This window comes from Pseudomonas sp. URMO17WK12:I7 (genome assembly GCF_003269045.1).
Lineage (GTDB): Bacteria > Pseudomonadota > Gammaproteobacteria > Pseudomonadales > Pseudomonadaceae > Aquipseudomonas > Aquipseudomonas putida_J.
Window position 1 is genome coordinate 101,194 of the sequence record NZ_QLTL01000008.1, and the last position, 22,647, is coordinate 123,840.

At 63.2% G+C, this 22,647-nt stretch carries 20 protein-coding genes and 1 riboswitch; of the genes, 14 read left to right on the forward strand and 6 right to left on the reverse strand.

The window, feature by feature from the left end; all coding sequences use genetic code 11:
• Positions 1-61: 61 nt before the first annotated feature.
• The 3 genes from H040_RS12695 to hldE all read left to right on the forward strand — a co-directional run bounded on the left by H040_RS12695 (position 62) and on the right by hldE (position 4,612).
• Complete coding sequence (locus H040_RS12695) at positions 62-1,237, forward strand: O-antigen ligase family protein (protein ID WP_027920710.1); 1,176 nt, start codon at positions 62-64, stop codon at positions 1,235-1,237.
• 15 nt (positions 1,238-1,252) lie between these two features.
• Complete coding sequence (gene msbA / locus H040_RS12700; RefSeq protein ID WP_027920711.1) at positions 1,253-3,061, forward strand: lipid A export permease/ATP-binding protein MsbA; 1,809 nt, start codon at positions 1,253-1,255, stop codon at positions 3,059-3,061.
• A 129-nt stretch (positions 3,062-3,190) separates the two neighbouring features.
• Positions 3,191-4,612 carry a bifunctional D-glycero-beta-D-manno-heptose-7-phosphate kinase/D-glycero-beta-D-manno-heptose 1-phosphate adenylyltransferase HldE gene (gene hldE, locus H040_RS12705; RefSeq protein WP_027920712.1) on the forward strand — a complete coding sequence of 474 codons (1,422 nt, stop codon included), beginning with the start codon at positions 3,191-3,193 and terminating at the stop codon, positions 4,610-4,612.
• Between the two features lie 33 nt (positions 4,613-4,645).
• Here hldE and H040_RS12710 read toward each other — a convergent pair whose 3' ends face one another.
• The 4 genes from H040_RS12710 to H040_RS12725 are packed head-to-tail and all read right to left on the reverse strand — an operon-like array spanning position 4,646 to position 8,033.
• Entirely contained in the window at positions 4,646-5,614 is a 969-nt protein-coding gene (locus tag H040_RS12710; protein WP_027920713.1) for a hypothetical protein, read from the reverse strand.
• Between the two features lie 55 nt (positions 5,615-5,669).
• Positions 5,670-6,482: an aldo/keto reductase gene (locus tag H040_RS12715; RefSeq protein ID WP_027920714.1), complete on the reverse strand. Its 813-nt coding sequence runs from the start codon at positions 6,480-6,482 to the stop codon at positions 5,670-5,672.
• Positions 6,479-7,654, reverse strand: a complete 1,176-nt coding sequence (locus H040_RS12720) for an NAD(P)/FAD-dependent oxidoreductase (RefSeq protein ID WP_027920715.1) — start codon at positions 7,652-7,654, stop codon at positions 6,479-6,481. Before H040_RS12720 ends, H040_RS12715 begins: the two co-directional genes overlap by 4 nt.
• Before the next feature lie 46 nt (positions 7,655-7,700).
• A complete protein-coding gene (locus tag H040_RS12725) occupies positions 7,701-8,033 on the reverse strand; it encodes a DMT family transporter (RefSeq protein ID WP_027920716.1) in 333 nt (110 codons plus the stop codon).
• Positions 8,034-8,120: 87 nt separating this feature from the next.
• On the opposite strand from H040_RS12725, the gene H040_RS12730 reads away from it, so the two are divergent.
• Positions 8,121-9,011, forward strand: coding sequence for a LysR family transcriptional regulator (locus H040_RS12730; RefSeq protein WP_027920717.1), 891 nt, complete (start codon positions 8,121-8,123; stop codon positions 9,009-9,011).
• Positions 9,012-9,022: 11 nt separating this feature from the next.
• The gene (gene waaA / locus H040_RS12735; protein ID WP_027920718.1) at positions 9,023-10,294 is read left to right on the forward strand and encodes a lipid IV(A) 3-deoxy-D-manno-octulosonic acid transferase; all 1,272 of its coding nucleotides are present in this window, start codon (positions 9,023-9,025) and stop codon (positions 10,292-10,294) included.
• 114 nt (positions 10,295-10,408) lie between these two features.
• Here the strand turns inward: waaA and H040_RS12745 are convergent, their stop codons facing one another.
• Positions 10,409-11,842, reverse strand: a complete 1,434-nt coding sequence (locus H040_RS12745; protein WP_079229939.1) for a TolC family outer membrane protein — start codon at positions 11,840-11,842, stop codon at positions 10,409-10,411.
• 161 nt (positions 11,843-12,003) lie between these two features.
• Positions 12,004-12,110, forward strand: a riboswitch (TPP riboswitch).
• Between the two features lie 154 nt (positions 12,111-12,264).
• Between H040_RS12745 and thiC the strand changes: the two genes are divergently transcribed.
• Together thiC and cytX are read left to right on the forward strand one after the other, a co-directional pair.
• Positions 12,265-14,145, forward strand: a complete 1,881-nt coding sequence (gene thiC, locus H040_RS12750) for a phosphomethylpyrimidine synthase ThiC (RefSeq protein ID WP_027920719.1) — start codon at positions 12,265-12,267, stop codon at positions 14,143-14,145.
• 165 nt (positions 14,146-14,310) lie between these two features.
• Entirely contained in the window at positions 14,311-15,594 is a 1,284-nt protein-coding gene (gene cytX, locus H040_RS12755; protein ID WP_027920720.1) for a putative hydroxymethylpyrimidine transporter CytX, read from the forward strand.
• On the opposite strand, the gene H040_RS12760 is transcribed toward cytX, so the two are convergent.
• Positions 15,563-16,309 (reverse strand): RsiV family protein, encoded by a 747-nt coding sequence (locus tag H040_RS12760; protein WP_027920721.1) that lies wholly within the window; start codon positions 16,307-16,309, stop codon positions 15,563-15,565. The genes cytX and H040_RS12760 overlap by 32 nt on opposite strands.
• Before the next feature lie 186 nt (positions 16,310-16,495).
• Here H040_RS12760 and H040_RS12765 point away from each other — a divergent pair, with 186 nt between their 5' ends.
• The 7 genes from H040_RS12765 to H040_RS12795 all read left to right on the forward strand — a co-directional run bounded on the left by H040_RS12765 (position 16,496) and on the right by H040_RS12795 (position 22,640).
• The gene (locus H040_RS12765) at positions 16,496-17,116 is read left to right on the forward strand and encodes an NUDIX domain-containing protein (protein ID WP_027920722.1); all 621 of its coding nucleotides are present in this window, start codon (positions 16,496-16,498) and stop codon (positions 17,114-17,116) included.
• Positions 17,107-17,559: a DUF1249 domain-containing protein gene (locus tag H040_RS12770; RefSeq protein WP_027920723.1), complete on the forward strand. Its 453-nt coding sequence runs from the start codon at positions 17,107-17,109 to the stop codon at positions 17,557-17,559. The genes H040_RS12765 and H040_RS12770 overlap by 10 nt, the downstream gene beginning before the upstream one ends.
• 85 nt (positions 17,560-17,644) lie before the next feature.
• The gene (gene cpdA, locus H040_RS12775; protein ID WP_027920724.1) at positions 17,645-18,448 is read left to right on the forward strand and encodes a 3',5'-cyclic-AMP phosphodiesterase; all 804 of its coding nucleotides are present in this window, start codon (positions 17,645-17,647) and stop codon (positions 18,446-18,448) included.
• 145 nt (positions 18,449-18,593) lie between these two features.
• Positions 18,594-19,202, forward strand: a complete 609-nt coding sequence (locus H040_RS12780) for a YqiA/YcfP family alpha/beta fold hydrolase (protein ID WP_027920725.1) — start codon at positions 18,594-18,596, stop codon at positions 19,200-19,202.
• Positions 19,203-19,237: 35 nt separating this feature from the next.
• Entirely contained in the window at positions 19,238-21,142 is a 1,905-nt protein-coding gene (parE, locus tag H040_RS12785) for a DNA topoisomerase IV subunit B (RefSeq protein WP_027920726.1), read from the forward strand.
• Positions 21,139-22,125: an esterase-like activity of phytase family protein gene (locus tag H040_RS12790; protein ID WP_027920727.1), complete on the forward strand. Its 987-nt coding sequence runs from the start codon at positions 21,139-21,141 to the stop codon at positions 22,123-22,125. The genes parE and H040_RS12790 overlap by 4 nt, the downstream gene beginning before the upstream one ends.
• Positions 22,122-22,640 carry a retropepsin-like aspartic protease family protein gene (locus H040_RS12795; RefSeq protein WP_027920728.1) on the forward strand — a complete coding sequence of 173 codons (519 nt, stop codon included), beginning with the start codon at positions 22,122-22,124 and terminating at the stop codon, positions 22,638-22,640. Before H040_RS12790 ends, H040_RS12795 begins: the two co-directional genes overlap by 4 nt.
• The last annotated feature ends 7 nt before the right edge of the window (positions 22,641-22,647 follow it).

The window sequence follows — 22,647 nt, forward strand, 5'->3', positions numbered from 1 at the left end:
ATGCCGAAAATAAAGCTGTTGCACCATGTCTGGTGTCATTTCGCGTTACTGGGGAGTTTGGATGTTGTATCAGAAGAGCTGGGCCAAGGGCTGGCTAGCTATTGGTTTTGTCTGGTTCCTGGCAGCCATTGCCTTGGCTCCCAGCAATAAGCTGTACCAGCAAGGCATGATCGTGTTCATGTGGTTGCCTACTCTGGTAATTGCATGGTCGGCGAGACGAATTCTGACTGATGCCTGGCGGCAACAGCCGGCGCTTTGGGGGGCGCTGGCGTTGCTATTGGCTTGGGGGGCGCTGAGCCTGGTCTGGTCAACTAATGAAGAATCCGGGCGTGAGGGCAAACGGCTGGTTTACATTCTGGTGTTCTTGCTGGCGTTCCCAATGATAGGGCAAATGGGGACGGCCCGTATTCGTCAGTTGCTGCGCATAGGGTCTGTATTGCTCGCGATTGCCGCGCTGATATCGATTGTCAGGTTCTATGGCATCCAGGCCATGCCGCTGATTACGCGCTTGGAAGGTATTGGCGAGATTTCACACCCGATCCTTGGTGCCTATGTGGTTGGAATAGCTGCGTTGCTGCTGCTTTACGATCGGCCGCGACAGTGCGCCTTGCGCCTGGGCTGGCTGTTGGCATTGGCCTGCCTGGGTGCATTTGTCGCCTTGAGCCAGAGCCGTGGCGCGATGCTGGCACTGGTCATTCCCGTGATACTGGCGCCTCTGTGGTTCCGTAACAGGTACAGTCAGCTCATCGCGCTGCTCGCCGTGGCGGCCACAGGGCTGGCGTTTTGCGCCGTATATGAACTGATCGCCCTGCGCGGCTCGTCCTTCCGCCCTGAAATTTTCCGCTCGGCACTGCACATGATCAGTGAGCACCCATGGGGCGGGCTGGGGCTGGGGGCCTACTACAGGGTTGAGGTTGCAGGTATGCAGTTCGATCACACCCACAACATGTTTACCCATGTTGCAGTTGAGCTCGGGTTGCCTGGGATGCTGCTGTGGATAGCTGTGTGGTTGTTCACCTTGGCGGAGATTATTCGTGCTCGCCACACTGCCTTTGGCAAGATCCTGCTTTGCCTCTGGGTGTACTCGACCATGGCCATGCAGTTCGACGCTGCCAGCCTCACCGCGACGCCACGGGCTGAGTGGTTCGTCAGCTGGCTGCCAGTCGGGCTGGTCATGTTGTTGCCATGGATGCGTGCCGAAAATGACGCCTGTGGTAAAATTTCCGGTTCAACCTGAACAGCGAGCTCGATGATGGCCGAAACACCGCTACCGGCGGAGCACACCTCCAGCCTGAGGATCTACTTCCGGCTGCTGAGCTACGTGAAACCCTATGTCGGCATTTTCCTGCTGAGCATTGTCGGTTTTGTGATCTTTGCTTCGACTCAGCCCATGCTGGCCGGGATTCTCAAATATTTTGTCGATGGGCTGAGCAACCCGGAAGCGGTCCTGTTTCCCAACGTCCCTTACCTGCGCGACCTGCAGTTGCTGCAGGCGGTGCCGCTGCTGATCATCCTGATCGCGGCATGGCAGGGGCTGGGCTCGTTCCTGGGCAACTATTTCCTGGCCAAGGTTTCCCTGTGCCTGGTGCATGACCTGCGCGTGGAACTGTTCAACAAGCTGCTGGTGCTGCCCAATCGCTACTTCGACAACCACAACTCGGGCCACCTGATTTCGCGGATTACCTTCAACGTGACCATGGTCACCGGTGCCGCTACCGATGCGATCAAGGTCGTTATCCGTGAAGGGCTGACGGTAGTGTTCCTGTTCGGTTACCTGCTGTGGATGAACTGGCACCTGACCTTGGTGATGGTCGCCATCCTGCCGGTGATCGCAGTGATGGTCAGCGTTGCCAGCAAGAAATTCCGCAAGCAGAGCAAGAAAATCCAGTCCGCCATGGGCGATGTGACGCACGTCGCGTCCGAGACCATCCAGGGTTACCGCGTGGTCCGCAGCTTTGGCGGTGAGGCTTACGAACAGCAGCGCTTTGGCAACGCCAGCCAGAGCAACACCGACAAGCAGCTGCACATGACCAAGACCGGCTCGCTGTACACGCCGCTGCTGCAATTGGTGATCTACACCGCCATGGCGGCGCTGATGTTCCTGGTACTGTTCCTGCGGGGTGATTCCACTGCCGGTGACCTGGTGGCCTACATCACGGCGGCAGGCCTGCTGCCCAAGCCGATCCGCCAGCTGTCGGAAGTCAGTTCGACCATCCAGAAAGGCCTGGCCGGTGCCGAAAGCATTTTCGAGCAACTGGACGAGCAGCCTGAGGTCGACACCGGTACCGTCGAGAAGGACCGTGTGGCAGGCCGCCTCGAAGTGCGTAACCTGAGCTTCACTTACCCTGGCACCGAGCGCGAAGTACTGAGCGATATCAGCTTTGTCGCCGAGCCTGGGCAGATGATTGCCCTGGTCGGGCGCTCGGGCAGCGGCAAGTCGACCCTGGCGGCCTTGATCCCGCGCTTCTACCACCACGATCAGGGGGAGATCCTGCTCGATGGCGTGGAGATCGAGAACTATCGCCTGCGCAACCTGCGCCGCCATGTTTCCCAGGTGACCCAGCACGTCACCCTGTTCAACGATACCGTGGCCAACAACATTGCCTATGGCGACCTGGCAGGCGCCCCGCGTGCCGATATCGAAGCGGCAGCCGCAGACGCCTACGCCAAGGAGTTTGTCGACCGCCTGCCAAAAGGCTTCGACACCGAAGTCGGTGAAAACGGCGTGCTGCTCTCAGGTGGCCAGCGCCAGCGCCTGGCAATCGCCCGGGCACTGCTGAAGAATGCACCGCTGCTGATCCTTGACGAAGCGACTTCGGCGCTGGATACCGAGTCCGAGCGGCATATCCAGGCGGCCCTGGATCATGTCATGCAGGGCCGTACCACGCTGGTGATCGCGCACCGTCTGTCGACCATCGAGAAGGCCGACCAGATCCTGGTGATGGACCAGGGCCGTCTGGTCGAGCGCGGCACCCATGCCGAACTGCTCGCAGCCAATGGCCATTATGCCCGGCTGCATGCCATGGGCCTGGATGAGCCGGCCAAGGCCGATATCACCTGACCCGCCTTGATCGGGGCCGTATCGGCCCCGGTTTTCACGGGAATGTTCCAGGGTGTATCTGGCCGTAAAGCCGTCGCCTACCCTGTGCTAATATCCTGCCCCTGTTCATTATTTTCATATGGGTTGCCCATGAAGTTGTCCATGCCGCGTTTCGATCAAGCCCCGGTACTGGTGGTCGGCGATGTCATGCTCGACCGCTACTGGCATGGCGGTACTTCGCGTATCTCGCCTGAAGCGCCAGTACCGGTGGTCAAGGTCGATCAGATCGAGGATCGCCCCGGCGGCGCGGCCAACGTTGCCTTGAATATCGCCGCCCTTGGCGCGCCAGCCGCGCTGATCGGTGTCACCGGCCAGGACGAAGCTGCCGACAGCCTCGCCAATAGCCTGCAGGCCGCTGGTGTGCGTTCGGTGTTCCAGCGCATCGCCCACCAGCCGACCATCGTCAAGCTGCGGGTCATGAGCCGTCACCAGCAATTGCTGCGCATCGACTTCGAAGAGCCGTTCGCCACCGACCCGCTGTCGCTGGGTGCTGAAGTCGACACGTTGCTCGAGGGCGTCAAGGTCCTGGTCCTGTCCGACTATGGCAAGGGCGCGCTGAAGAACCACCAGAGCCTGATCCAGGCCGCACGTGCCAAGGGCATCCCGGTGCTGGCCGACCCCAAGGGCAAGGATTTTTCCATCTACCGTGGCGCCAGCCTGATCACTCCGAACCTCAGCGAGTTCGAGACCATCGTCGGCCGTTGCGCCGATGAGGCCGAGCTGGTCGCAAAAGGCCTGCAATTGCTGCAGGACCTGGACCTTGGGGCGCTGCTGGTGACCCGTGGCGAGCACGGCATGACCCTGCTGCGCACCGCTCAGCCTGCGCTGCACCTGCCAGCCCGGGCGCGCGAAGTGTTCGATGTGACCGGTGCCGGCGATACCGTGATCTCTACCCTGGCGGCTGCCATTGCTGCAGGCGAAGACCTGCCGCACGCCGTGGCCCTGGCCAACCTGGCCGCAGGCATCGTGGTTGGCAAGCTGGGTACTGCGGCAATCAGCGCCCCGGAGCTGCGCCGGGCGATCCAGCGTGAGGAAGGCTCCGAGCGCGGTGTGCTGGGCCTGGAGCAACTGCTGTTGGCCATCGACGATGCGCGGGCGCACAACGAGAAGATCGTCTTCACCAACGGCTGTTTCGATATTCTGCACGCCGGGCATGTCACCTATCTGGAGCAGGCGCGGGCGCAGGGTGATCGGCTGATCGTCGCGGTCAACGACGATGCGTCGGTCAGCCGCCTGAAAGGGCCGGGCCGTCCGATCAACAGCGTTGATCGGCGCATGGCTGTGCTGGCCGGCCTCGGGGCGGTGGACTGGGTGATCAGCTTCCCTGAAGGCACACCGGAGAACCTGCTGAGCCAGGTCAAGCCGGATGTGCTGGTCAAGGGTGGCGACTATGGCATCGACCAGGTGGTGGGTGCCGATATCGTCAAGGCCTATGGCGGAACCGTGAAGGTACTGGGGCTGGTCGAGAACAGCTCGACCACGGCCATCGTCGAGAAGATCCGCAAGAACTGATCTATTGCTGGGCCGCAAAGCGGCCCCAGCTTGTTACTTGTGAAGTGAAGTGCGGGCGCGCTCCAGCAATGCGCGAGCCTTGTCACCAAAGCGCTGCAGATGCGAAGCCGGCGCCACCTTGCGCTCCACCAGCCCCTGCTGCTTGACCCAGTCCTTCCAGCGAATCCGCTCATCGGCCACCACCCAGCCTTCCTGCCTGGCAAAGCTCTCGGCCAGGTACAGCCCGCGGGTGCTCGCCGGCACCAGCTCATCTTTTTTCAGCGTGTACAGCTCGGCCAAAGGCTGCCCATCCTGTACCGGCATCAGGTACAGATCCGGCCGCTTGCGGTTGAGCCGCGCTACCAGCTGGTCGCCTTCCAGCCGCTCATCGACGTGGAACAGGCTGAGTTTCTTGGCTTCCCTGGGTACCTGCAGGCGCATGTCGTAGATCAACTGCAGCGAAGCGGTCGGCAAGTGCACATAGGCCCGTGGCCGTTCCAGCAACATCAGATTGCCGCAGTGCACCGGGCGGGCAGCCCCCGACTCGGGCGTCAGCACGAAGGGCAAGGCTTCGCGGTAATGCAGTGCGGCAGCATAGGGTGCTGGCAGCCAGGTATCGTTGAAGCGCCCGCTCAACCAGCCTTCCGGGGTCTCCAGCAAGCATTCTTCAGCTACTTCCTGGACGGCGGTGTGCAGCGGCAGGTTGAGTTCCTGGGCGGGGACATACCCGGAAATCAGCTTCAGTACCACGTCACCGCGATCCTGGCGACGTTGCCTCACCAGCACCCAGTAATCACGGTGCTGCCAATGCAGGGTCAGGCGCACGGAAACACCCAGGTTGGCCAGTTCGACCACGAAGCGCTGCTGGTCGGCAAGCTGGATGGCGCGCCGTCGCTGCTGGGTTTGGGCGAAGTTCAGGGGCATGCCGATGCTCTGGTAAACCAGGCCTTCGGGGGTGGCTTCGACATGCAGCGGCAGTGTCTTGAAGTTGCTCGGGTTCTTGCGGATCAGCGTACGCGCCACGAGGCTCCTCCTTGCGTCGGGTCAGTCTCCAGGCCCAGCTTGGCTGGGTGGCAACTCAATGCCGGCCCAGGATGCGGGCGACGGTGGCCACATTGTGGGCCAGATGCAACGGGTTGATGGTGCCGACGATAGCACTGCTCACGCCCGGGTGGGCGAACAGTAGCTCGAAGCTTGCCTGCACCGGGTCGACCCCAGGGGCAAGGCAGATATGCCCGCTGGCCAACGCCTTCTTCACCAGAATGGCCTTGCCGTGTTCGGCAGCGTAGTCCAGCACCGGGCGTTCTGCCTGCTCGTTGAGGTTGTAGGTGACCATGGCGCAATCGCCTTGTTCCAGCGCCTTCAGGCCACCGGCGACGGTCTTGCCGGAAAGCCCATAACCGAGAATCTTGCCTTCCTGCTTGAGTTCGGCGAGGGTCTGGTAGACCTCCTGCTGCTCGAGGATTTCCAAGTCATTGCCATCGGAGTGCACCAGCACCAGCTCGATGCGGTCGGTTTCCAGGCGGCGCAGGCTGCGCTCCACCGAGCGGCGGGTGTGGGCGGCGCTGAAGTTGAAGCTGGACTGGCCGTCTTCGAACTCTTCACCCACCTTGCTGACAATCACCCACTCATCACGCTGGCCGCGCAGCAGCGGCCCAAGGCGCTCTTCACTGCGCCCATAGGCCGGGGCGGTATCGATCAGGTTGATACCCAGTTCGCGGGCCTGGGCCAGCAGCAGGCGGGCTTCGTCATCACCGGGAATGGTAAAGCCATTGGGGTATTTGACGCCTTGGTCGCGGCCCAGCTTGACCGTGCCCAGACCCAGCGGCGAAACCTTGAAACCGGTGCTGCCCAGGGGGCGGTGCAAGCCATGCAAGGTTGGCAAGGTCATGGCAGCAGTTGCTCCCAGGCGGGTACACCCAGGGCCGGGCGCGGCAAGCCGGCGAGGTCGGCCTGTGCCGCCGGGCGCACACCATCGCGCTCGAGGCTGGCCAGTACGCGGTCACTGAAGTCCGGTGCCAATGCGAGTTTGGTCGGCCAGCCCACCAGCAGGCGCTGCTGCTCGGCGAGGAAGGCGTTGTCGGGGCGGACCAGGCCGGACTGCGCGGGCTCGGCGCGATCGACGCGCAGGGTCGCCCAGCGCACCTGGCTTTGATCGACCCAGGGCAGCAGGCTGGCGATTTCTTTTTGCGCGGCGGCAATCTGCGCGGCGGGTTCGCGGGCTACGCCGTCGGCCTCGGCGATATCGCCGCCAAGGTACCAGACCCACTGGCCATCTGCGGCAGGGTGGGTGGTGACGGTCACACGCGGTTTTGGTCCACCGCCCAGGCAGTGCGCATACAGCGGCTTGAGGTTTGGCCCCTTGGCCAGGACCATGTGCAATGGCCGGGTCTGCATGGCAGGTTGCTGCAGGCCCAGGGCATGCAGCAGCTCTGCGGTGCCAGCACCGGCGCTGAGCACGATGCGCTGGGCGCGGATTTCGCGGGCGTCGACGCGCAGGCCGACCAGTTCGTCGCCCTCGCGCAACGGTTCGATATGTTCGCCTGCGAGCAGGCTGTCACCGGCCAGTTCGGCCAGGTTGGCGAGCAGGCTGGGCACATCGATCACCAGTTCTGCCAAGCGGTAGACCTTGCCTTTGAAGGCGCGGTCCTGCAGGGCCGGCGGCAATTGCTCGCCTTTTACCTGATCGACCCGGCCACGCACGGCCTTGCTGGCGAAGAAGCTGGTCAGGTTGCCGGCCAGGGTGCCTGGCGACCACAGGTAATGGGCATCCGAAAGCAGGCGGGTGCGGGTCAGGTCCAGCTCGCCGCTGCCACTGATCGCTTCGCGCCAGCGCCGCGGCATGTCGGCGATGGCTTCCGAGGCGCCGGTCAGTGCGCCGTGCAAGGCATACTTGGTACCGCCGTGAATGATGCCCTGGGACTTGATGGTCTGCTCGCCACCAAGACTGGCGCGCTCCACCAGCACTGTCGAGTAACCCAGGCGACGCAGGCGGGCATTGAGCCAGAGGCCTGCGACCCCGGCGCCGACGATCAGCACGTCAGTGGAAATGGCGGATGGCATGGCGGTACCTCGAAGACTGGGACAGCTGGCAAGTATACAGCCTGCCTCAGTGCCCGGCAGTCTTGGAGAACAGTTGAATCACCACCACGCCGCCGACGATCATGGCCATGCCCAGCATTGCCGGCACATCCAGCTTCTGCCCATAGACCACCAGCGCAGCCAGGCTGATCAGCACGATGCCCAGCCCGGACCAGAGCGCATAGGCGATGCCCACCGGAATGCTGCGCACCACCAAGGTCAGCATCCAGAACGCGATCCCATAGCCGACCACCATCAGCAGCAACGGCAACGGCGTGCTCAGCCCCTTGACCGCCTTCATGGAAGCAGTGGCGATGACTTCGGCGCAGATGGCGATGGCGAGATAGGTATAGGCGTTCATGGCAGGATCCTCCGGTAACTGGCTCGGCATTCTAGCGGTTGCCCAGATGCGGTAAAGTCATTACCTATCCGAATTGGAGATAGGTTTATGGCCGAGCAATGGAACCTTGAACAGCTGCGCACCTTCCTGCGTGTTGCCGAATTGCGCTCGTTTTCCGCAGTGGCCCGCGAACAGCGCAAGGCGCAGTCGGCCATCAGCAATGCCATCGCGCTGCTTGAGGCCGACCTGGGTGTCACGCTGTTCGAGCGCAGTAGCGGGCGGCAGCCGAAACTGACCGAAAACGGTACAGCGTTGCTCGAGGATGCCCGTGAACTGTTGCGTCAGTGCGAGCGCCTGGATGGACGCGCGCTGGCGCTGATGCGTGGCCAGGAAGCACTGCTCAGGGTCGCCCAGGATGAGGCCATGCCTTATCAGCCGGTGATCGACAGCCTCGACGAACTGGCCAGCCGGTATCCCTATCTGGAGGTGCAACTGGCCAGCGGCGCCCAAGGCGACGTGGCGCGCAAGCTGGCCGAGCGGCGTGCCGACCTGGGGCTGTTCTTCCATCACGAGCGCATCCCGGCAGCGCTTGAGCGGCGAGCCCTGGGCAGTGTGGAAATGGTCACGGTGTGCGCGGCCGGCCACCCGCTGGCGCGCGAGGGCCGGGTTACCCGTCAGCAACTGGCTCGGCACCGGCAATTGCTGATCACCCCGCAGCAAAGTGGTTATCCCGGCGGGGAGGCGATAAGCCCGCACGTGTGGCGCGCCGACAGCTTCTATGCCATGGCCGAATTGCTGATGCGTGGGCTGGGTTGGGCCTGGTTGCCGCGGCATGTGGTGCAGTATCCAACCTACCAGGCGCACATGGTCGAACTCGACAGCGAATGGCGCCCGCCAGCGCTGGTGGCGGAACTGGCCTGGCGCCGCGATGAACCGCTGGGCCCGGCCGCGCAATGGTTGGCCGAGCGCTTTGCGGTGCACCTGCGCGCGATCGGGTAAACTCCGCCGCCATGAACAGAACTCTCTATACCTTGCTGTTTCACCTGGGCCTGCCGCTGGTTGCGCTGCGCCTGTACCTGCGCGCGCGCAAGGCGCCGGCCTACGGCCAGCGCATCGGTGAGCGCTTTGCCCGCAACCTGCCGGCCATGCGCCAAGGAGGGATCTGGGTGCATGCGGTGTCGGTCGGCGAAAGCATTGCCGCCGCACCGATGGTACGTGAGCTGCTCAAGGCCTACCCGGACTTGCCGATCACGCTTACCTGCATGACCCCGACCGGCTCCGAGCGCATTCGCGCGATGTTCGCCAATGAACCGCGCGTCCAGCATTGCTACCTGCCCTACGACCTGCCGTGGGCGGCCGGGCGTTTTCTCGATCATGTGAAGCCCCGGCTGGGCATCATCATGGAAACCGAGCTGTGGCCCAATCACATTCACCAGTGTGCCAAACGCGGCATTCCGGTAGCCCTGGCCAACGCCCGGTTGTCCGAGCGCTCGGCCCGTGGTTATGCGCGTTTCGCCAACCTGACCCGCCCAATGCTCGCCGAGATGAGCCTGATTGCGGTTCAGACCGAAACCGAGGCGCAACGTTTTCGTGTTCTGGGGGCACGGGCTGAATGCGTGCAGGTAACCGGCTCGATCAAGTTCGACCTGAAAATTGACGATCAACTGTTGCCGCGTGCCAAGGCGTTGCGCGAACAATGGGGCGCAGGGCAGCGCCCGGTGTGGATCGCCGCCAGTACCCACGAAGGTGAGGACGCTCTGATCCTGCAGGCGCATCAGAAGCTGCTGCAGGTACATGGTGATGCGTTATTGCTTTTGGTGCCGCGCCACCCTGAGCGCTTCGATGCGGTACATGCGTTGTGTGCCGCCCAGTTCACCACTGTGCGCCGCTCTGTTGGAACTGTGGTCGAAGCTCAGACCCGCGTATTGCTCGGCGACACCATGGGCGAGCTGCTTTTCCTCTACGCCTTGGCCGATATCGCCTTTGTCGGCGGCAGCCTGGTGGCCACGGGGGGCCATAACCCATTGGAGCCAGCGGCACTGGCATTGCCGGTGCTCATGGGGCCACATGTGTTCAATTTCCTCGAAATCAGCGCCATGTTGCGCGAGGCGGGGGCGTTGCAGCAGGTTGATGATGCCGACGGGCTGGCCGAAGCGGTGCGGCGCTTGATCGAACTGCCTCAGGATGCGCAGCGCATGGGCGAAGCGGGCAGGGCGGTGATGCGGGCCAACCAGGGCGCCTTGCAGCGCTTGCTGGATGGGCTGGGCGCGCTCATCCGCTGATTTTTGTGTGGCCTTCTTCGCGGGTTAACCCGTTCCTACAGGTTCACCATTGGCCTCAGGCCCTGTGTGATACCTGTGGGAGCGGGTTTACCCGCGAAGAATCCAGCGCTCATCTCAAGGCCTGCGCTCGAAGTTCTTGGCTGCCGCAGCAGCCAGGTCCGGTGGCAGGAAGTCCTTGTCCGGGTTGTAGTCCGGTTTCAGATATTGCTTGAGGTCCTGCAGGTCCTGCGGGCTCAAGGTCCCGGCAGCTTGCTTGAGGCTCAGGTTGTCGAGAATGTAGTCATAGCGGCTGTTGTTGTAGTCACGCACCGAGGTGTACAGCTGGCGCTGGGCGTCGAGCACGTCGACGATGTTGCGGGTACCGACCTGGTAGCCGATTTCAGTGGCTTCCAGCGCACTCTGGTTGGAAATGATCGACTGCTTGCGCGCCTGCACCTGCTCCACATCGGTGTTTACCGCACGGTGCAGGTTGCGGGTGTTCTCCACCACCTGGCGGCGCAGGCTCTCACGCTGCTGTTCGCTCTGGCTCAGGCGCTGATAAGCCTCGCGGACTTGCGAGCTGGTCAGGCCGCCGCTGTAGATCGGGATATTCAGCTGCAGGCCGACGCTGGTCTGTTCCACATCTCCGCTGTAGCGCTGGCCGAACGGTGACGGGTTGGTGAAGCCGAGGCTGTCGTTGTCGCCTTTTTCGTACTTGGCCACCGCATCGAGGGTCGGCGCGTGGCCGGCCTTGCGCTGGCGCAGGGTTTCTTCGGCGGCGGCAACGGCGTGGTTGGTGGCCAGCAGATTGAGGTTCTGGCGGCCTGCGGTTTCTACCCAGGCCTTGGCATCGTTGGGGGTTGGCACTTTCACCGGTAGCGTGTGGACCACACCCTGGATCGAGCTGTATTCGCGGTTGGTCAGGGTGACCAAGGCCTCGAACGCGTCCTGTACCTGGCGCTCGGCGATGATCCGGTTGGCCCGGGCGGTATCGTAGCTGGCCTGGGACTGCAGCACGTCGGTCTTGTCGGAAAGGCCGACGTCGAAACGTTCGTTGGACTGGTCCAGCTGGCGCTTGAAGGCCGCTTCCTCGGCCTTGGTAGCCGCCAAGTTGTCCTGGGCGCGCAGTACCGAGAAGTAATCCTGCGCGGTCTGCAGGATCAGGTTTTGCTCGGTAGCCGACAATTGCAAGGCTGCCTGTTCGTTCACCGCTTCGGCGGCTTGCAGCTGGAACCAGCGATCCGCGCGGAAGATCGGCTGCGCGAGGGTCGCGCTCCAGGTATTGCCGCTGCGGTTGGCGGTAGCCGAAGGCTGGTCGATCTTGGTGCGGGTATTGAGCATCTCGGCACCAGCCGAGAGGTTTGGCAGCAAGCCGGCACGGGCCTGCGGCACGATTTCTTTCTGAGCGCCATAATCGGCACGGGCGGCTGCAAGATCGGCGTTGTTGTCGACCGCTTCCTGATAAACACTGACCAGGTCGGTTTTTACCGGAGTCGGCAAATCCGCTGCCCAGGCCACTCCGTTGGACGCACAAGACACGGCTATCGCCAGTGAAAGTTTGCGCAGCATAGAGGCAATCCTTGTACGAAATTTAATTACTGAACTGTTGAGTATCGAGCGACGGGCCAGTGTAGTGCCATGCGCACCCGCCAACAATCATAGGTTGCGCCTTTCATCTCCCCTGCGTTTTACCCGCTTGGCTTTGCCGACCACTCCAGTCTAGACTGCGCATGTTCTTGTCGGGGTGCCTTGAAGCAAAGGCTGAGATCGCAGAGGTGCGGATCCCGTTGAACCTGATCAGGTTAGCGCCTGCGTAGGGAACAAGATTGCTCGCCTTCCCGGGGAGCCTCTTGTGCCAGGTCCGGGAATGTCGCAGCTGCATGCAGCTTCAGGCACCCCCATGTCCGGCACTGCACCCGTCAAGGGTGCGTCCGCGTCGTTCAGGTTCACCCCGACATTCCACTGCTAGGAAGCCGTCTGGAGAGCCTGTGATGACCAAACAAGAAAAAACGATCAACCTCAGCGAATCGGCGCAAGTCGATCAGCAGTCCGTGCAACCGTTCCCGCGTTCGCGCAAGGTCTATGTCGAAGGCTCGCGCCCGGACATCCGCGTACCCATGCGCGAAATCAGCCTGGACGACACCCCGACCGACTTCGGTGGCGAAAGCAATGCACCGGTGCTGGTCTACGACACCTCCGGCCCGTACACCGACCCCAACGTCATCATCGATGTGCGCAAGGGCCTGGCCGATGTGCGATCGGCCTGGATCGAGGCGCGTGGCGACACCGAGCGCCTGGGCGGCCTGAGCTCCGACTTCGGCCAGCAGCGCCTGAACGATGCGGAGCTGGCCAAGCTGCGTTTTGCCCACGTGCGCAACCCTCGCCGTGCCAAGGCTGGCGCCAACGTCTCGCAGATGCACTATGCCCGCCAGGGCATCATCACCGCCGAGATGGAATACGTGGCCATCCGCGAGAACATGAAGCTGCAGGAAGCCCGCGCTGCTGGCCTGCTGAACGAGCAGCACGCCGGCCACAGCTTCGGTGCCAACATTCCGAAAGAAATCACCCCAGAGTTCGTTCGCCAGGAAGTCGCCCGTGGCCGCGCGATCATCCCGGCCAACATCAACCACCCTGAAGTGGAGCCGATGATCATCGGCCGCAACTTCCTGGTGAAGATCAACGGCAACATTGGCAATAGCGCCCTGGGTTCCTCGATCGAGGAAGAAGTGGCCAAGCTGACCTGGGGTATTCGCTGGGGCTCGGACACCGTCATGGACCTGTCCACCGGCAAGCACATTCACGAAACCCGCGAGTGGATCATCCGCAACTCGCCGGTGCCGATCGGTACCGTGCCAATCTACCAAGCCTTGGAAAAGGTCAACGGCGTGGCCGAGGACCTGACCTGGGAGCTGTTCCGCGACACCTTGATCGAACAGGCCGAGCAAGGCGTGGACTACTTCACCATCCACGCCGGTGTGCTATTGCGCTATGTGCCGCTGACCGCCAAGCGCGTCACCGGTATCGTAAGCCGCGGTGGCTCGATCATGGCCAAGTGGTGCCTGGCGCATCACAAGGAAAACTTCCTGTACACGCACTTCGACGAGATTTGCGAAATCATGAAGGCCTACGACGTCAGCTTCTCGCTTGGCGACGGCCTGCGCCCAGGTTCGATCGCCGACGCCAACGACGCGGCCCAGTTCGGTGAGCTGGAAACCCTCGGGGAGCTGACCAAGATCGCCTGGAAGCATGACGTGCAGTGCATGATCGAAGGCCCCGGCCACGTGCCGATGCAGCTGATCAAGGAGAACATGGACAAGCAGCTGGAATGCTGCGACGAGGCGCCGTTCTACACCCTCGGCCCGCTGACCACCGATATCGCCCCGGGCTACGACCACATCACCTCGGGTATCGGTGCGGCAATGATCGGCTGGTTCGGTTGCGCCATGCTCTGCTACGTCACGCCCAAGGAGCACCTGGGCCTGCCGAACAAGGATGACGTCAAGACGGGCATCATCACCTACAAGATCGCCGCCCATGCTGCGGACCTCGCCAAAGGTCACCCGGGTGCGCAGATTCGCGACAATGCCTTGTCCAAGGCGCGTTTCGAATTCCGCTGGGAAGACCAGTTCAACCTTGGGCTGGACCCCGATACCGCGCGCGCCTTCCATGACGAAACCTTGCCGAAGGAATCGGCCAAGGTCGCGCACTTCTGCTCGATGTGCGGGCCGAAGTTCTGCTCGATGAAGATCACCCAGGAAGTGCGTGAGTACGCGGCCAAGATCGAGGCCGTGGACGTGACGGTCGAGCAAGGCATGCGCGAGCAGGCCGAGCGGTTCCGCCAGGAAGGCAGCCAGCTTTACCACAAAGTCTAAGCACGCTGGGGCCGCTTTGCGGCCCTTTCGCGACACAAGGCCGCTCTCACAGGGGCTGCGCAAGGCTGGATGCCTGCGCTGTACTTGTGGGAGCGGCCTTGTGTCGCGATTCGAGGACGAAGTCCTCGCCAAGAACACCAACAACATTGCCGGCGAGCGCCAAAAATGACATCACCCAGCCCATTCTCCCCCGACCACCCGGTCCCCACCCACCAGCGCATCTTCGGCGCCCGTGACCTGTTCTCTCTGTGGTTCTCCCTCGGCATCGGCCTGATGGTCCTGCAGGTCGGTGCCATGCTGGCCCCAGGCCTTGGCCTGGCTGGCGCAATACTGGCCATCGCCCTTGGCACCGGTGTCGGTGTGCTGTTGCTGGGTGCTGCCGGGGTCATCGGCAGTGATACCGGCCTGTCGGCCATGGGCACCCTGAAGCTGAGCCTGGGCCGCCATGGCGCGCGCCTGCCGGCACTGCTCAACCTGCTGCAACTGGTGGGCTGGGGGGCGTTCGAGATCATCGTCATGCGCGATGCTGCCAGCCTGCTGGGTGCCCGTGCGTTCGGTGAAGACAGTGCCTGGAACAGCCCGATGCTCTGGACCCTGTGCTTCGGTGGCCTGGCCACCTTGCTGGCGGTCAGCGGGCCGTTGGCGTTCGTGCGCAAAGTACTGCGCGCCTGGGGCATCTGGCTGCTGCTGGGGGCGTGCCTGTGGCTGACCTGGAACCTGTTCGCCAAGGCCGACCTTGCTGAGCTCTGGAACCGCGCCGGGGATGGTTCGATGTCGCTGGCGGTAGGCTTCGACATCGCCATCGCCATGCCGTTGTCATGGTTGCCGCTGATCGCCGACTACTCGCGCTTTGCCCGCAACGGCAAGCATGTATTCGGCGGAACCGTTGTGGGCTACTTCATCGGCAATACCTGGCTGATGAGCCTGGGTGTGGCTTACACCCTGGCGTTTGCCGCCAGTGGCGAAGTCAATGCACTGCTGCTCGCCCTGGCAGGCGCCGGCATGGGTATCCCGCTGCTGTTGATTCTGCTGGACGAGTCGGAAAAGGCGTTCGCCGACATCCACTCGGCGGCTGTTTCCACCGGCGTGCTGCTGCCGCTGAAGGTCGAGCACCTGGCCTTGGCCATTGGTGTGCTGTGTACGCTGATCGCCTTGCTGGCGCCATTGGCCCAGTACGAGAACTTCCTGCTGTTGATCGGTTCGGTATTCGCGCCGCTGTTCGGCGTGGTGCTGATGGACCACTACGTGATCCGCCGCCGCCGCCTGCCGGTACAGGTCGATGGTTTGCACTGGCAGGCGCTGGTGGCCTGGGTGGTGGGCGTGGCGGCCTATCACGTGATTGCCGCCAAGGCCCCGGAGCTGGGGGCTACCCTGCCAGCACTGCTGCTGGCAGGTGGTCTGCATGGGCTGCTGAGCTTCAGCCGCGGCCGGGAAACAGCTCAGGCTTGAGCACGCCGTTCAGGCGTGGGTAAGGAATCTTCAGCTCCACGTGGCCCATGGAGTAGGGCGCGATGGCATAGACCTCGTACTTCACCACCAGCGCGCCGTACGTCAGGGCGATGTGCGGCGAGCGCTTGAAGGGCCAGGTCTTGACGAATTCGGCGTCCTTGTCCATACCCACGCTGATCAGCCAGGCGCGGTGAGACTCTTCAACGGTCTTCCAGAAGGTCTCCTCCTGGCCTGGCACCAGCATGTCCTGCAGTGTCAGCACCTTGTCCAGCTTGCGCGAGTAGTTGATGAAGCCGCGCCCCGGCATGCCGTGGGCGCCGCCGCTGTCGAGGTAGCTGGACAGCTCGATGATCACCAGCCCGTCATGCTGCTCGCGTACCTTGGCTTGCAGGTAGCTGCTGTTGCGTTTGTCGGCGCTGGCCAGGTATTGCTGCTCGTAGGCCTGCAGGGTGCTTGGCGCGGTGCCATGCTGATTGTCTTCGGTCAGTTGCAGCAGGCGCTTTTCGACGATGGCATCAAGCTTGGGCTGGGCCGGGAAGTGGATGGTGTCGATGTTCACCAGTGGGCAGTCGCTTGCGCTGCAGCCAGGTTTGACGTGCTCCCAGGCATCACGCTTGACCTCGAGCGGGGTCCGGTAATTGGGTGCGAACACGCTCTGGCAGGCGCCCAGCGCGAGTGCCAGCACGGCCACGGAAGTCAGTTTGACAAGTGTCATGATGATCCTTGCAGAACAGGGAAAAGTCGGCCTTTGACCGTCTGCGCGGCCTTCAGTTCGCCACTAAGCTAACAGAGTGAAGGCGTACTGTCCCGAGTGCGCGAACGGTTGCCGGAAAGGGGTGAAACGGGCAACCGTGCAGAGTAGGATGGCGCGATGCGGTAATTGAGGTAAATGAGGATTTCCATGTCAGACACGTTGAATTCGGTGCCCAAGGCGGTCGAGATCGCCGAGCGGGCCAATTGCTTCAAGGGTTTCTACAAGCTCGACAAGGTGCGCCTGCGCCACGAACTGTTCGCAGGCGGCATGAGTGGTGAGATCAGTCGCGAGCTGTTCGTGCGCCACGACGCCGTGTGTGTGCTGCCCTATGATCCTGCGCGTGACGAAGTGGTGCTGATCGAGCAATTCCGTGTCGGGGCCTTGGGCAAGATCGACAACCCTTGGCTGATCGAAATGGTCGCCGGGCTGATCGACAAGGAATCCGAAGAGCCGGAAGAAGTCGCCCACCGCGAAGCCGAAGAGGAAGCCGGCCTGGCCATCAGCGCCCTGTGGCCGATGACCCGCTACTTTCCTTCGCCAGGCGGCAGCGACGAGTACGTGCACCTGTTCCTCGGCCGCTGTACCAGTGAAGGTGCCGGCGGTTTGCATGGGCTGGAAACCGAGGGTGAGGACATCCGCGTGCGCGTCTGGTCGTTCGACGATGCGCTGCAGGCGGTACGCGATGGGCGTATATGCAACGCGGCGACCATCATCAGCCTGCAGTGGCTGGCCCTGAACAAAGATGAAGTCCGAGGTATGTGGAAGTGAACCTCTTGCGTGAGCGTTATCGGGTCGATCTGGCCGGGCTGCAAGCAGCCTGCGAGGCCAACTATGCCCGGCTCATGCGCCTGCTGCCCGATATGCGTACCACCCAGAGTTCGCGGCGCATCGGCATGACCCAGGGCGACCAGATGCTCGGTGTGCTGGTGCTCGATGTGCTGCTGGCCTGCCCCTATACCACCACGTTGCGGGTGCGCCAGGAGCACAGCCTGCCCTGGTTGCCGGTGCCTCACCTTGAGGTGCAGGTTTATCACGATGCGCGCATGGCCGAAGTGGTCAGCGCCGAGCACACGCGCCGCCTGCGCAGCATCTACCCGTACCCCAACGAAGCCATGCACCAGCCAGACGAGAAGGCACAGCTCAATCTGTTCCTCGGCGAATGGCTCAGCCATTGCCTGGCCTGTGGCCACGAGCTGGCAAGTGTGCGCTGAAATGTGACCTGGTTCGGCTGCGAGTGTTTGCTCGCAACCGTTCCAGCGCCATAATTCGTGCAGTACCCGTTCGAGGAGACGGCCGTTGCCGCACCCACACCCTTCCCCTGCGCCCGTGCATGTGGTGCAACTGACCGACGCCCACCTGTTCGCCGACCCGGCGGGCACCTTGCTGGGCCTCAATACCCGTGACAGTTTGCGCCATGTGGTGGCACAGGTGCGCCGTGAGCAGCCGCGGGTCGACCTGCTGCTGTGTACCGGCGACCTGTCCCAGGATGGTAGCGTCGGGTCGTATGAAGCGTTTCGCGCGTTGACCGGCGAGTTTGCCGGGCCAACCCGCTGGTTGCCGGGCAACCATGATGAAGCCAGGGTCATGGCCCAGGTGGCCCCGGAGCTGGTGCAGGCCGTCACTGACATTGGCGCCTGGCGCGTGGTCATGCTGAACACGGCAGTGCCTGGCGCTACTCACGGGTTGCTCGGACCGGATCAGCTGTTGGCCCTCGATGATGCGCTGTCATCGGCCGGTGAGCGCCACTGCCTGGTGTGTTGCCACCATCAGCCGGTGGAGATCGGTTGTGCCTGGATCGCCCCGATCGGTTTGCGTAATGCCGATCAACTCCTGCAGCGCCTGCACGGTTATCCACAGGTGAAAGCATTGCTTTGGGGGCACATTCACCAGGAATGGGATGAAGAACGCGGTGGCTTGCGCCTGCTGGCCACGCCATCGACCTGCATCCAGTTCGCGGCGGGCAGCGAGGACTTCAAGGTCAGCGAGGAGCAGCCGGGGTATCGCTGGTTGCGCCTGCATGCCGATGGGCGGGTGGAGACCGGTGTAGAGCGAGCCGCTGATTTCGAAGTGAAGCTCGACTTCCACAGCCCGGGGTATTGAAGCCCCCGGGCTGCGTAGCAGTCCCAGCCTTTTAAAGAAATTGTTGCGAAATTGGCCATCTGGCGCCAAAGCCCGGCGAACACGCTACACTGCGCGTCCCTGCGCCCACTCGATCGGGCGCGAAGCCACAGATTCCGGGGGCAGCATGTCGGGTACCATCCTCTATATCCATGGCTTCAACAGTTCACCGCTTTCCACCAAGGCACGCCAGCTCGAGGCTGTCATGCAGCAGATGGGCCTGTCGCAGCAGTTGCGCGTCCCGAGCTTGCACCACCACCCGCGCCAGGCCATGGTCCAGCTCGAAGCCGCCATCGCCGAGCTCGGGGCGCCCCTGCTGGTCGGCAGTTCGCTCGGCGGCTACTATGCCACCCATCTGGCCGAGCGCCATGGGCTGAAAGCCTTGCTGGTCAACCCGGCAGTCACCCCGCACAAGCGCTTCGACGGTTACCTGGGGGCCCAGCGCAACCACTACACTGGCGAGACTTGGACGCTGACCCTGGACCATGTGCAAGCCTTGGCCGAGCTGGAAGTCCCGGCGCCGACCGACCCAGGCCGCTATCAAGTGTGGCTGCAGACCGCCGATGAAACACTGGACTATCGCCACGCCGAGCATTATTACCGGGCTTGCGCGCTACGCATCCAGGCCGGTGGCGACCACAGTTACCAAGGCTTTGCCGAACAACTGCCAGGCCTGCTGGCGTTCGCCGGTATTGCCCGGCAGCAGTATGCGGCACTCGATTTTTCTGTATTTTGATCTTTTTGCATTCACCAGACTGACGACGAGAACCCATGGCCAATCCCAGCGCTAGCGCCTATAACGCAGACGCCATCGAAGTCCTCTCCGGCCTCGACCCGGTGCGTAAACGCCCGGGCATGTATACCGATACCAGCCGGCCTAATCACCTGGCCCAGGAAGTCATCGACAACAGCGTCGACGAAGCCCTGGCCGGTCACGCCCGCTCGGTGCAGGTCATCCTCCACGCCGACCACTCGCTGGAAGTCAGTGACGATGGCCGTGGCATGCCGGTGGACATCCACCCTGAAGAGGGCGTGTCGGGCGTCGAGCTGATCCTCACCAAGCTGCACGCCGGCGGCAAGTTCTCCAACAAGAACTACCAGTTCTCCGGCGGCCTGCACGGCGTGGGTATTTCGGTGGTCAATGCCCTGTCAACCCAGGTGCGCGTGCGCGTCAAACGTGACGGCAACGAGTACCAGATGACCTTTGCCGATGGCTTCAAGGCCAGCGAGCTGGAAGTGGTCGGTACGGTCGGCAAGCGCAACACCGGTACCAGCGTGTACTTCAGCCCGGACCCGAAGTATTTCGATTCGGCGAAGTTCTCCATCAGCCGCCTCAAGCACGTGCTCAAGGCCAAGGCCGTATTGTGCCCGGGCCTGTTGGTCAGCTTCGAGGACAAGGCCAGCGGCGAGAAGGTCGAGTGGCACTACGAAGATGGCCTGCGTTCGTACCTGGTCGACTCGGTCAGTGAGTTCCAGCGCCTGCCCGACGAGCCGTTCTGCGGCAGCCTGGCGGGTAACAAGGAGGCTGTGGACTGGGCCCTGCTGTGGCTGCCTGAAGGCGGCGACAGCGTTCAGGAAAGCTACGTCAACCTGATCCCTACCGCCCAAGGCGGTACTCATGTCAACGGCCTGCGCCAAGGCCTGCTCGACGCCATGCGCGAGTTCTGCGAATTCCGCAACCTGCTGCCGCGTGGGGTCAAGCTGGCGCCGGAAGACGTCTGGGAGCGCATTACCTTCGTCCTCTCGATGAAGATGCAGGAACCACAGTTCTCCGGCCAGACCAAAGAGCGCCTGTCGTCTCGCGAGGCTGCGGCGTTTGTTTCCGGTGTGGTCAAGGACGCCTTCAGTCTGTGGCTCAATGCCCACCCCGAGCTGGGCATGCAACTGGCCGAGCTGGCCATCAGCAACGCCGGCCGGCGCCTCAAGGCCAGCAAGAAGGTCGAGCGCAAACGCATCACCCAGGGCCCGGCGTTGCCAGGCAAACTGGCCGATTGCGCCGGGCAGGACCCGATGCGCGCCGAACTGTTCCTGGTCGAGGGTGACTCTGCCGGTGGCTCGGCCAAGCAGGCCCGTGACAAAGAGTTCCAGGCCATCCTGCCGCTGCGCGGCAAAATCCTCAACACCTGGGAAGTAGACGGCGGCGAAGTGCTGGCCAGCCAGGAAGTGCACAACATCGCCGTGGCCATCGGTGTCGACCCTGGCGCGGCCGACCTGTCGCAGTTGCGCTACGGCAAGGTCTGCATCCTCGCCGACGCCGACTCGGACGGCCTGCACATCGCCACCTTGCTTTGCGCGCTGTTCGTCCAGCACTTCCGCCCGTTGGTCGAGGCCGGCCACGTCTACGTCGCCATGCCGCCGCTGTACCGTATCGACCTGGGCAAGGAAATCTACTACGCCCTCGACGAAGCGGAGCGTGATGGCATCCTCGACCGGCTGGTAGCCGAGAAGAAGCGCGGCAAGCCGCAGGTCACCCGATTCAAGGGCCTGGGTGAGATGAACCCGCCGCAGCTGCGTGAAACCACCATGGACCCGAACACCCGGCGCCTGGTCCAGCTGACCCTGGACGACGTGCAGGGCACCACCGAGATCATGGACATGCTGCTGGCCAAGAAGCGCGCCGGCGACCGTAAGAACTGGCTGGAAACCAAAGGTAACCTGGCTGAGGTCCTGGTTTGATTCGTCTGCTGGTCGCGGCCTGCCTCGCGCTGGTTGCCTTGCCGAGCCTGGCGGGCAACTGGCCGGAACTGAAGCTCGCCTCCGAACACCCGATCGAGGGCATGCGCGGTGGCAACCTGTCCGGCCTGGCCGAGTGCCGGGGCGGGCTGTGGGGTGTATCCGATCGTGATGACGACCGCATCTACCGCTTCGACCAGCAGAACGCCGTATGGCGCGCCCAGCCGCTGACCTTCACGCCACCGCCAGTGCCCGAGAGCGGCCTGCCGTGGGGGTTGAAGTCGCGTAACTGGGCGGCGTCCTACGTGCGTGGTGGCGAACTGGATTACGAAGGCATCACCTGTGACCAGGCAGGCAACCTCTACCTGGTCAGCGAGGCCCATGCGGCGGTGCTGCAGTTGCCTGCCGAGGGTGAGCCAGCGTGGCTGAAGATTGACCCGGCGATGGTGCGTCAGGCCCGTGCCAGCGGCATGCTGCTCAACTTCAATGCCCTGTTCGAGGGCCTGGCAATCAACCCGGCGGGCGACCGCCTGTGGCTGGCAGCCGAGCGCGAACGGCGTGGCCTGGTGGCCATCGAGCGCCAGCAGTCGGTGTGGACCTGCGGGCGCAGTTGCGTGTTGCTGAGCGAAGCTGGGGTCGAAATGCAGCCACCACAGATGCCCAACCCCCGGGCGCTGTCCCGCGACTTCGCCGACCTCGCCTGGTTCGAGGGCAAGCTGTTTACCCTCGAGCGCAACGCCTACCGCGTGTGCCGGCGTGATGCCACCAGCGGCAAGGTCGAGCAGTGCTGGTCGTTCGCCGCCGAGGCCTTGGTGCCAGAGCGCCGCTACGACCAGCCCTTCGGCCTGGCCGAAGCGTTGGTGATCGATGCCAAAGGCGCCTGGATCGGCCTGGATAACAACAACGGCGACCGTGCCGATGGCGAAAGCCGGCCGATCGTCTGGCGCTTTGAAGCGCCGCAGGACGGCTGGAGCGCCACGCCATGAGCCAGGCACCGGGCAAGCGTGCGGGCAAGGTACTGATGATCGTCGCCTGGGCGGCGGGGCTGTTCCTGGCCACACGTTTCTTCGGGCAATGGGAAGAGCACGAGCGCAACCCGAACACGCAGGTGCAGTCGTCCCATGGCGACGGTTTCATCGAAGTGCGCCTGCTGGGTAATGGCCAGGGCCACTTCGTGGTGGACGGCGCGATCAACGGCCAGGTGGTGCATTTCATGCTCGACACTGGTGCCACCGACGTGGCGATCCCCGAGGCGCTGGCCAAGGACCTGAACCTGCAGCGCGGTAGCCCCGTGGTGCTGAGCACCGCCAACGGCCGTACCGAGGGCTACCGAACGCGGCTGGGCACCCTGCAACTGGGCGATATCCGGCTACAGAACGTGCGCGCTCTGGTGGTGCCGGGCCTGGACGGGCAGACCGTACTGCTGGGCATGAGCGCCCTCAAACAACTTGAATTTACCCAGCGCGGCGGCACCATGCTGCTGCGCCAGAACCTGAAATGACGAGGCC

Excerpts from the sequence above, each read along its gene's own strand:
- H040_RS12695 (WP_027920710.1), top strand. The coding sequence starts at position 62 with ATGTTGTATCAGAAGAGCTGGGCCAAGGGCTGGCTAGCTATTGGTTTT.
- msbA (WP_027920711.1), top strand. The coding sequence starts at position 1,253 with ATGGCCGAAACACCGCTACCGGCGGAGCACACCTCCAGCCTGAGGATC.
- hldE (WP_027920712.1), top strand. The coding sequence starts at position 3,191 with ATGAAGTTGTCCATGCCGCGTTTCGATCAAGCCCCGGTACTGGTGGTC.
- H040_RS12715 (WP_027920714.1), bottom strand. The coding sequence starts at position 6,482 with ATGACCTTGCCAACCTTGCATGGCTTGCACCGCCCCCTGGGCAGCACC.
- H040_RS12720 (WP_027920715.1), bottom strand. The coding sequence starts at position 7,654 with ATGCCATCCGCCATTTCCACTGACGTGCTGATCGTCGGCGCCGGGGTC.
- H040_RS12725 (WP_027920716.1), bottom strand. The coding sequence starts at position 8,033 with ATGAACGCCTATACCTATCTCGCCATCGCCATCTGCGCCGAAGTCATC.
- H040_RS12730 (WP_027920717.1), top strand. The coding sequence starts at position 8,121 with ATGGCCGAGCAATGGAACCTTGAACAGCTGCGCACCTTCCTGCGTGTT.
- waaA (WP_027920718.1), top strand. The coding sequence starts at position 9,023 with ATGAACAGAACTCTCTATACCTTGCTGTTTCACCTGGGCCTGCCGCTG.
- H040_RS12745 (WP_079229939.1), bottom strand. The coding sequence starts at position 11,842 with ATGCTGCGCAAACTTTCACTGGCGATAGCCGTGTCTTGTGCGTCCAAC.
- thiC (WP_027920719.1), top strand. The coding sequence starts at position 12,265 with ATGACCAAACAAGAAAAAACGATCAACCTCAGCGAATCGGCGCAAGTC.
- cytX (WP_027920720.1), top strand. The coding sequence starts at position 14,311 with ATGACATCACCCAGCCCATTCTCCCCCGACCACCCGGTCCCCACCCAC.
- H040_RS12760 (WP_027920721.1), bottom strand. The coding sequence starts at position 16,309 with ATGACACTTGTCAAACTGACTTCCGTGGCCGTGCTGGCACTCGCGCTG.
- H040_RS12765 (WP_027920722.1), top strand. The coding sequence starts at position 16,496 with ATGTCAGACACGTTGAATTCGGTGCCCAAGGCGGTCGAGATCGCCGAG.
- H040_RS12780 (WP_027920725.1), top strand. The coding sequence starts at position 18,594 with ATGTCGGGTACCATCCTCTATATCCATGGCTTCAACAGTTCACCGCTT.
- parE (WP_027920726.1), top strand. The coding sequence starts at position 19,238 with ATGGCCAATCCCAGCGCTAGCGCCTATAACGCAGACGCCATCGAAGTC.
- H040_RS12795 (WP_027920728.1), top strand. The coding sequence starts at position 22,122 with ATGAGCCAGGCACCGGGCAAGCGTGCGGGCAAGGTACTGATGATCGTC.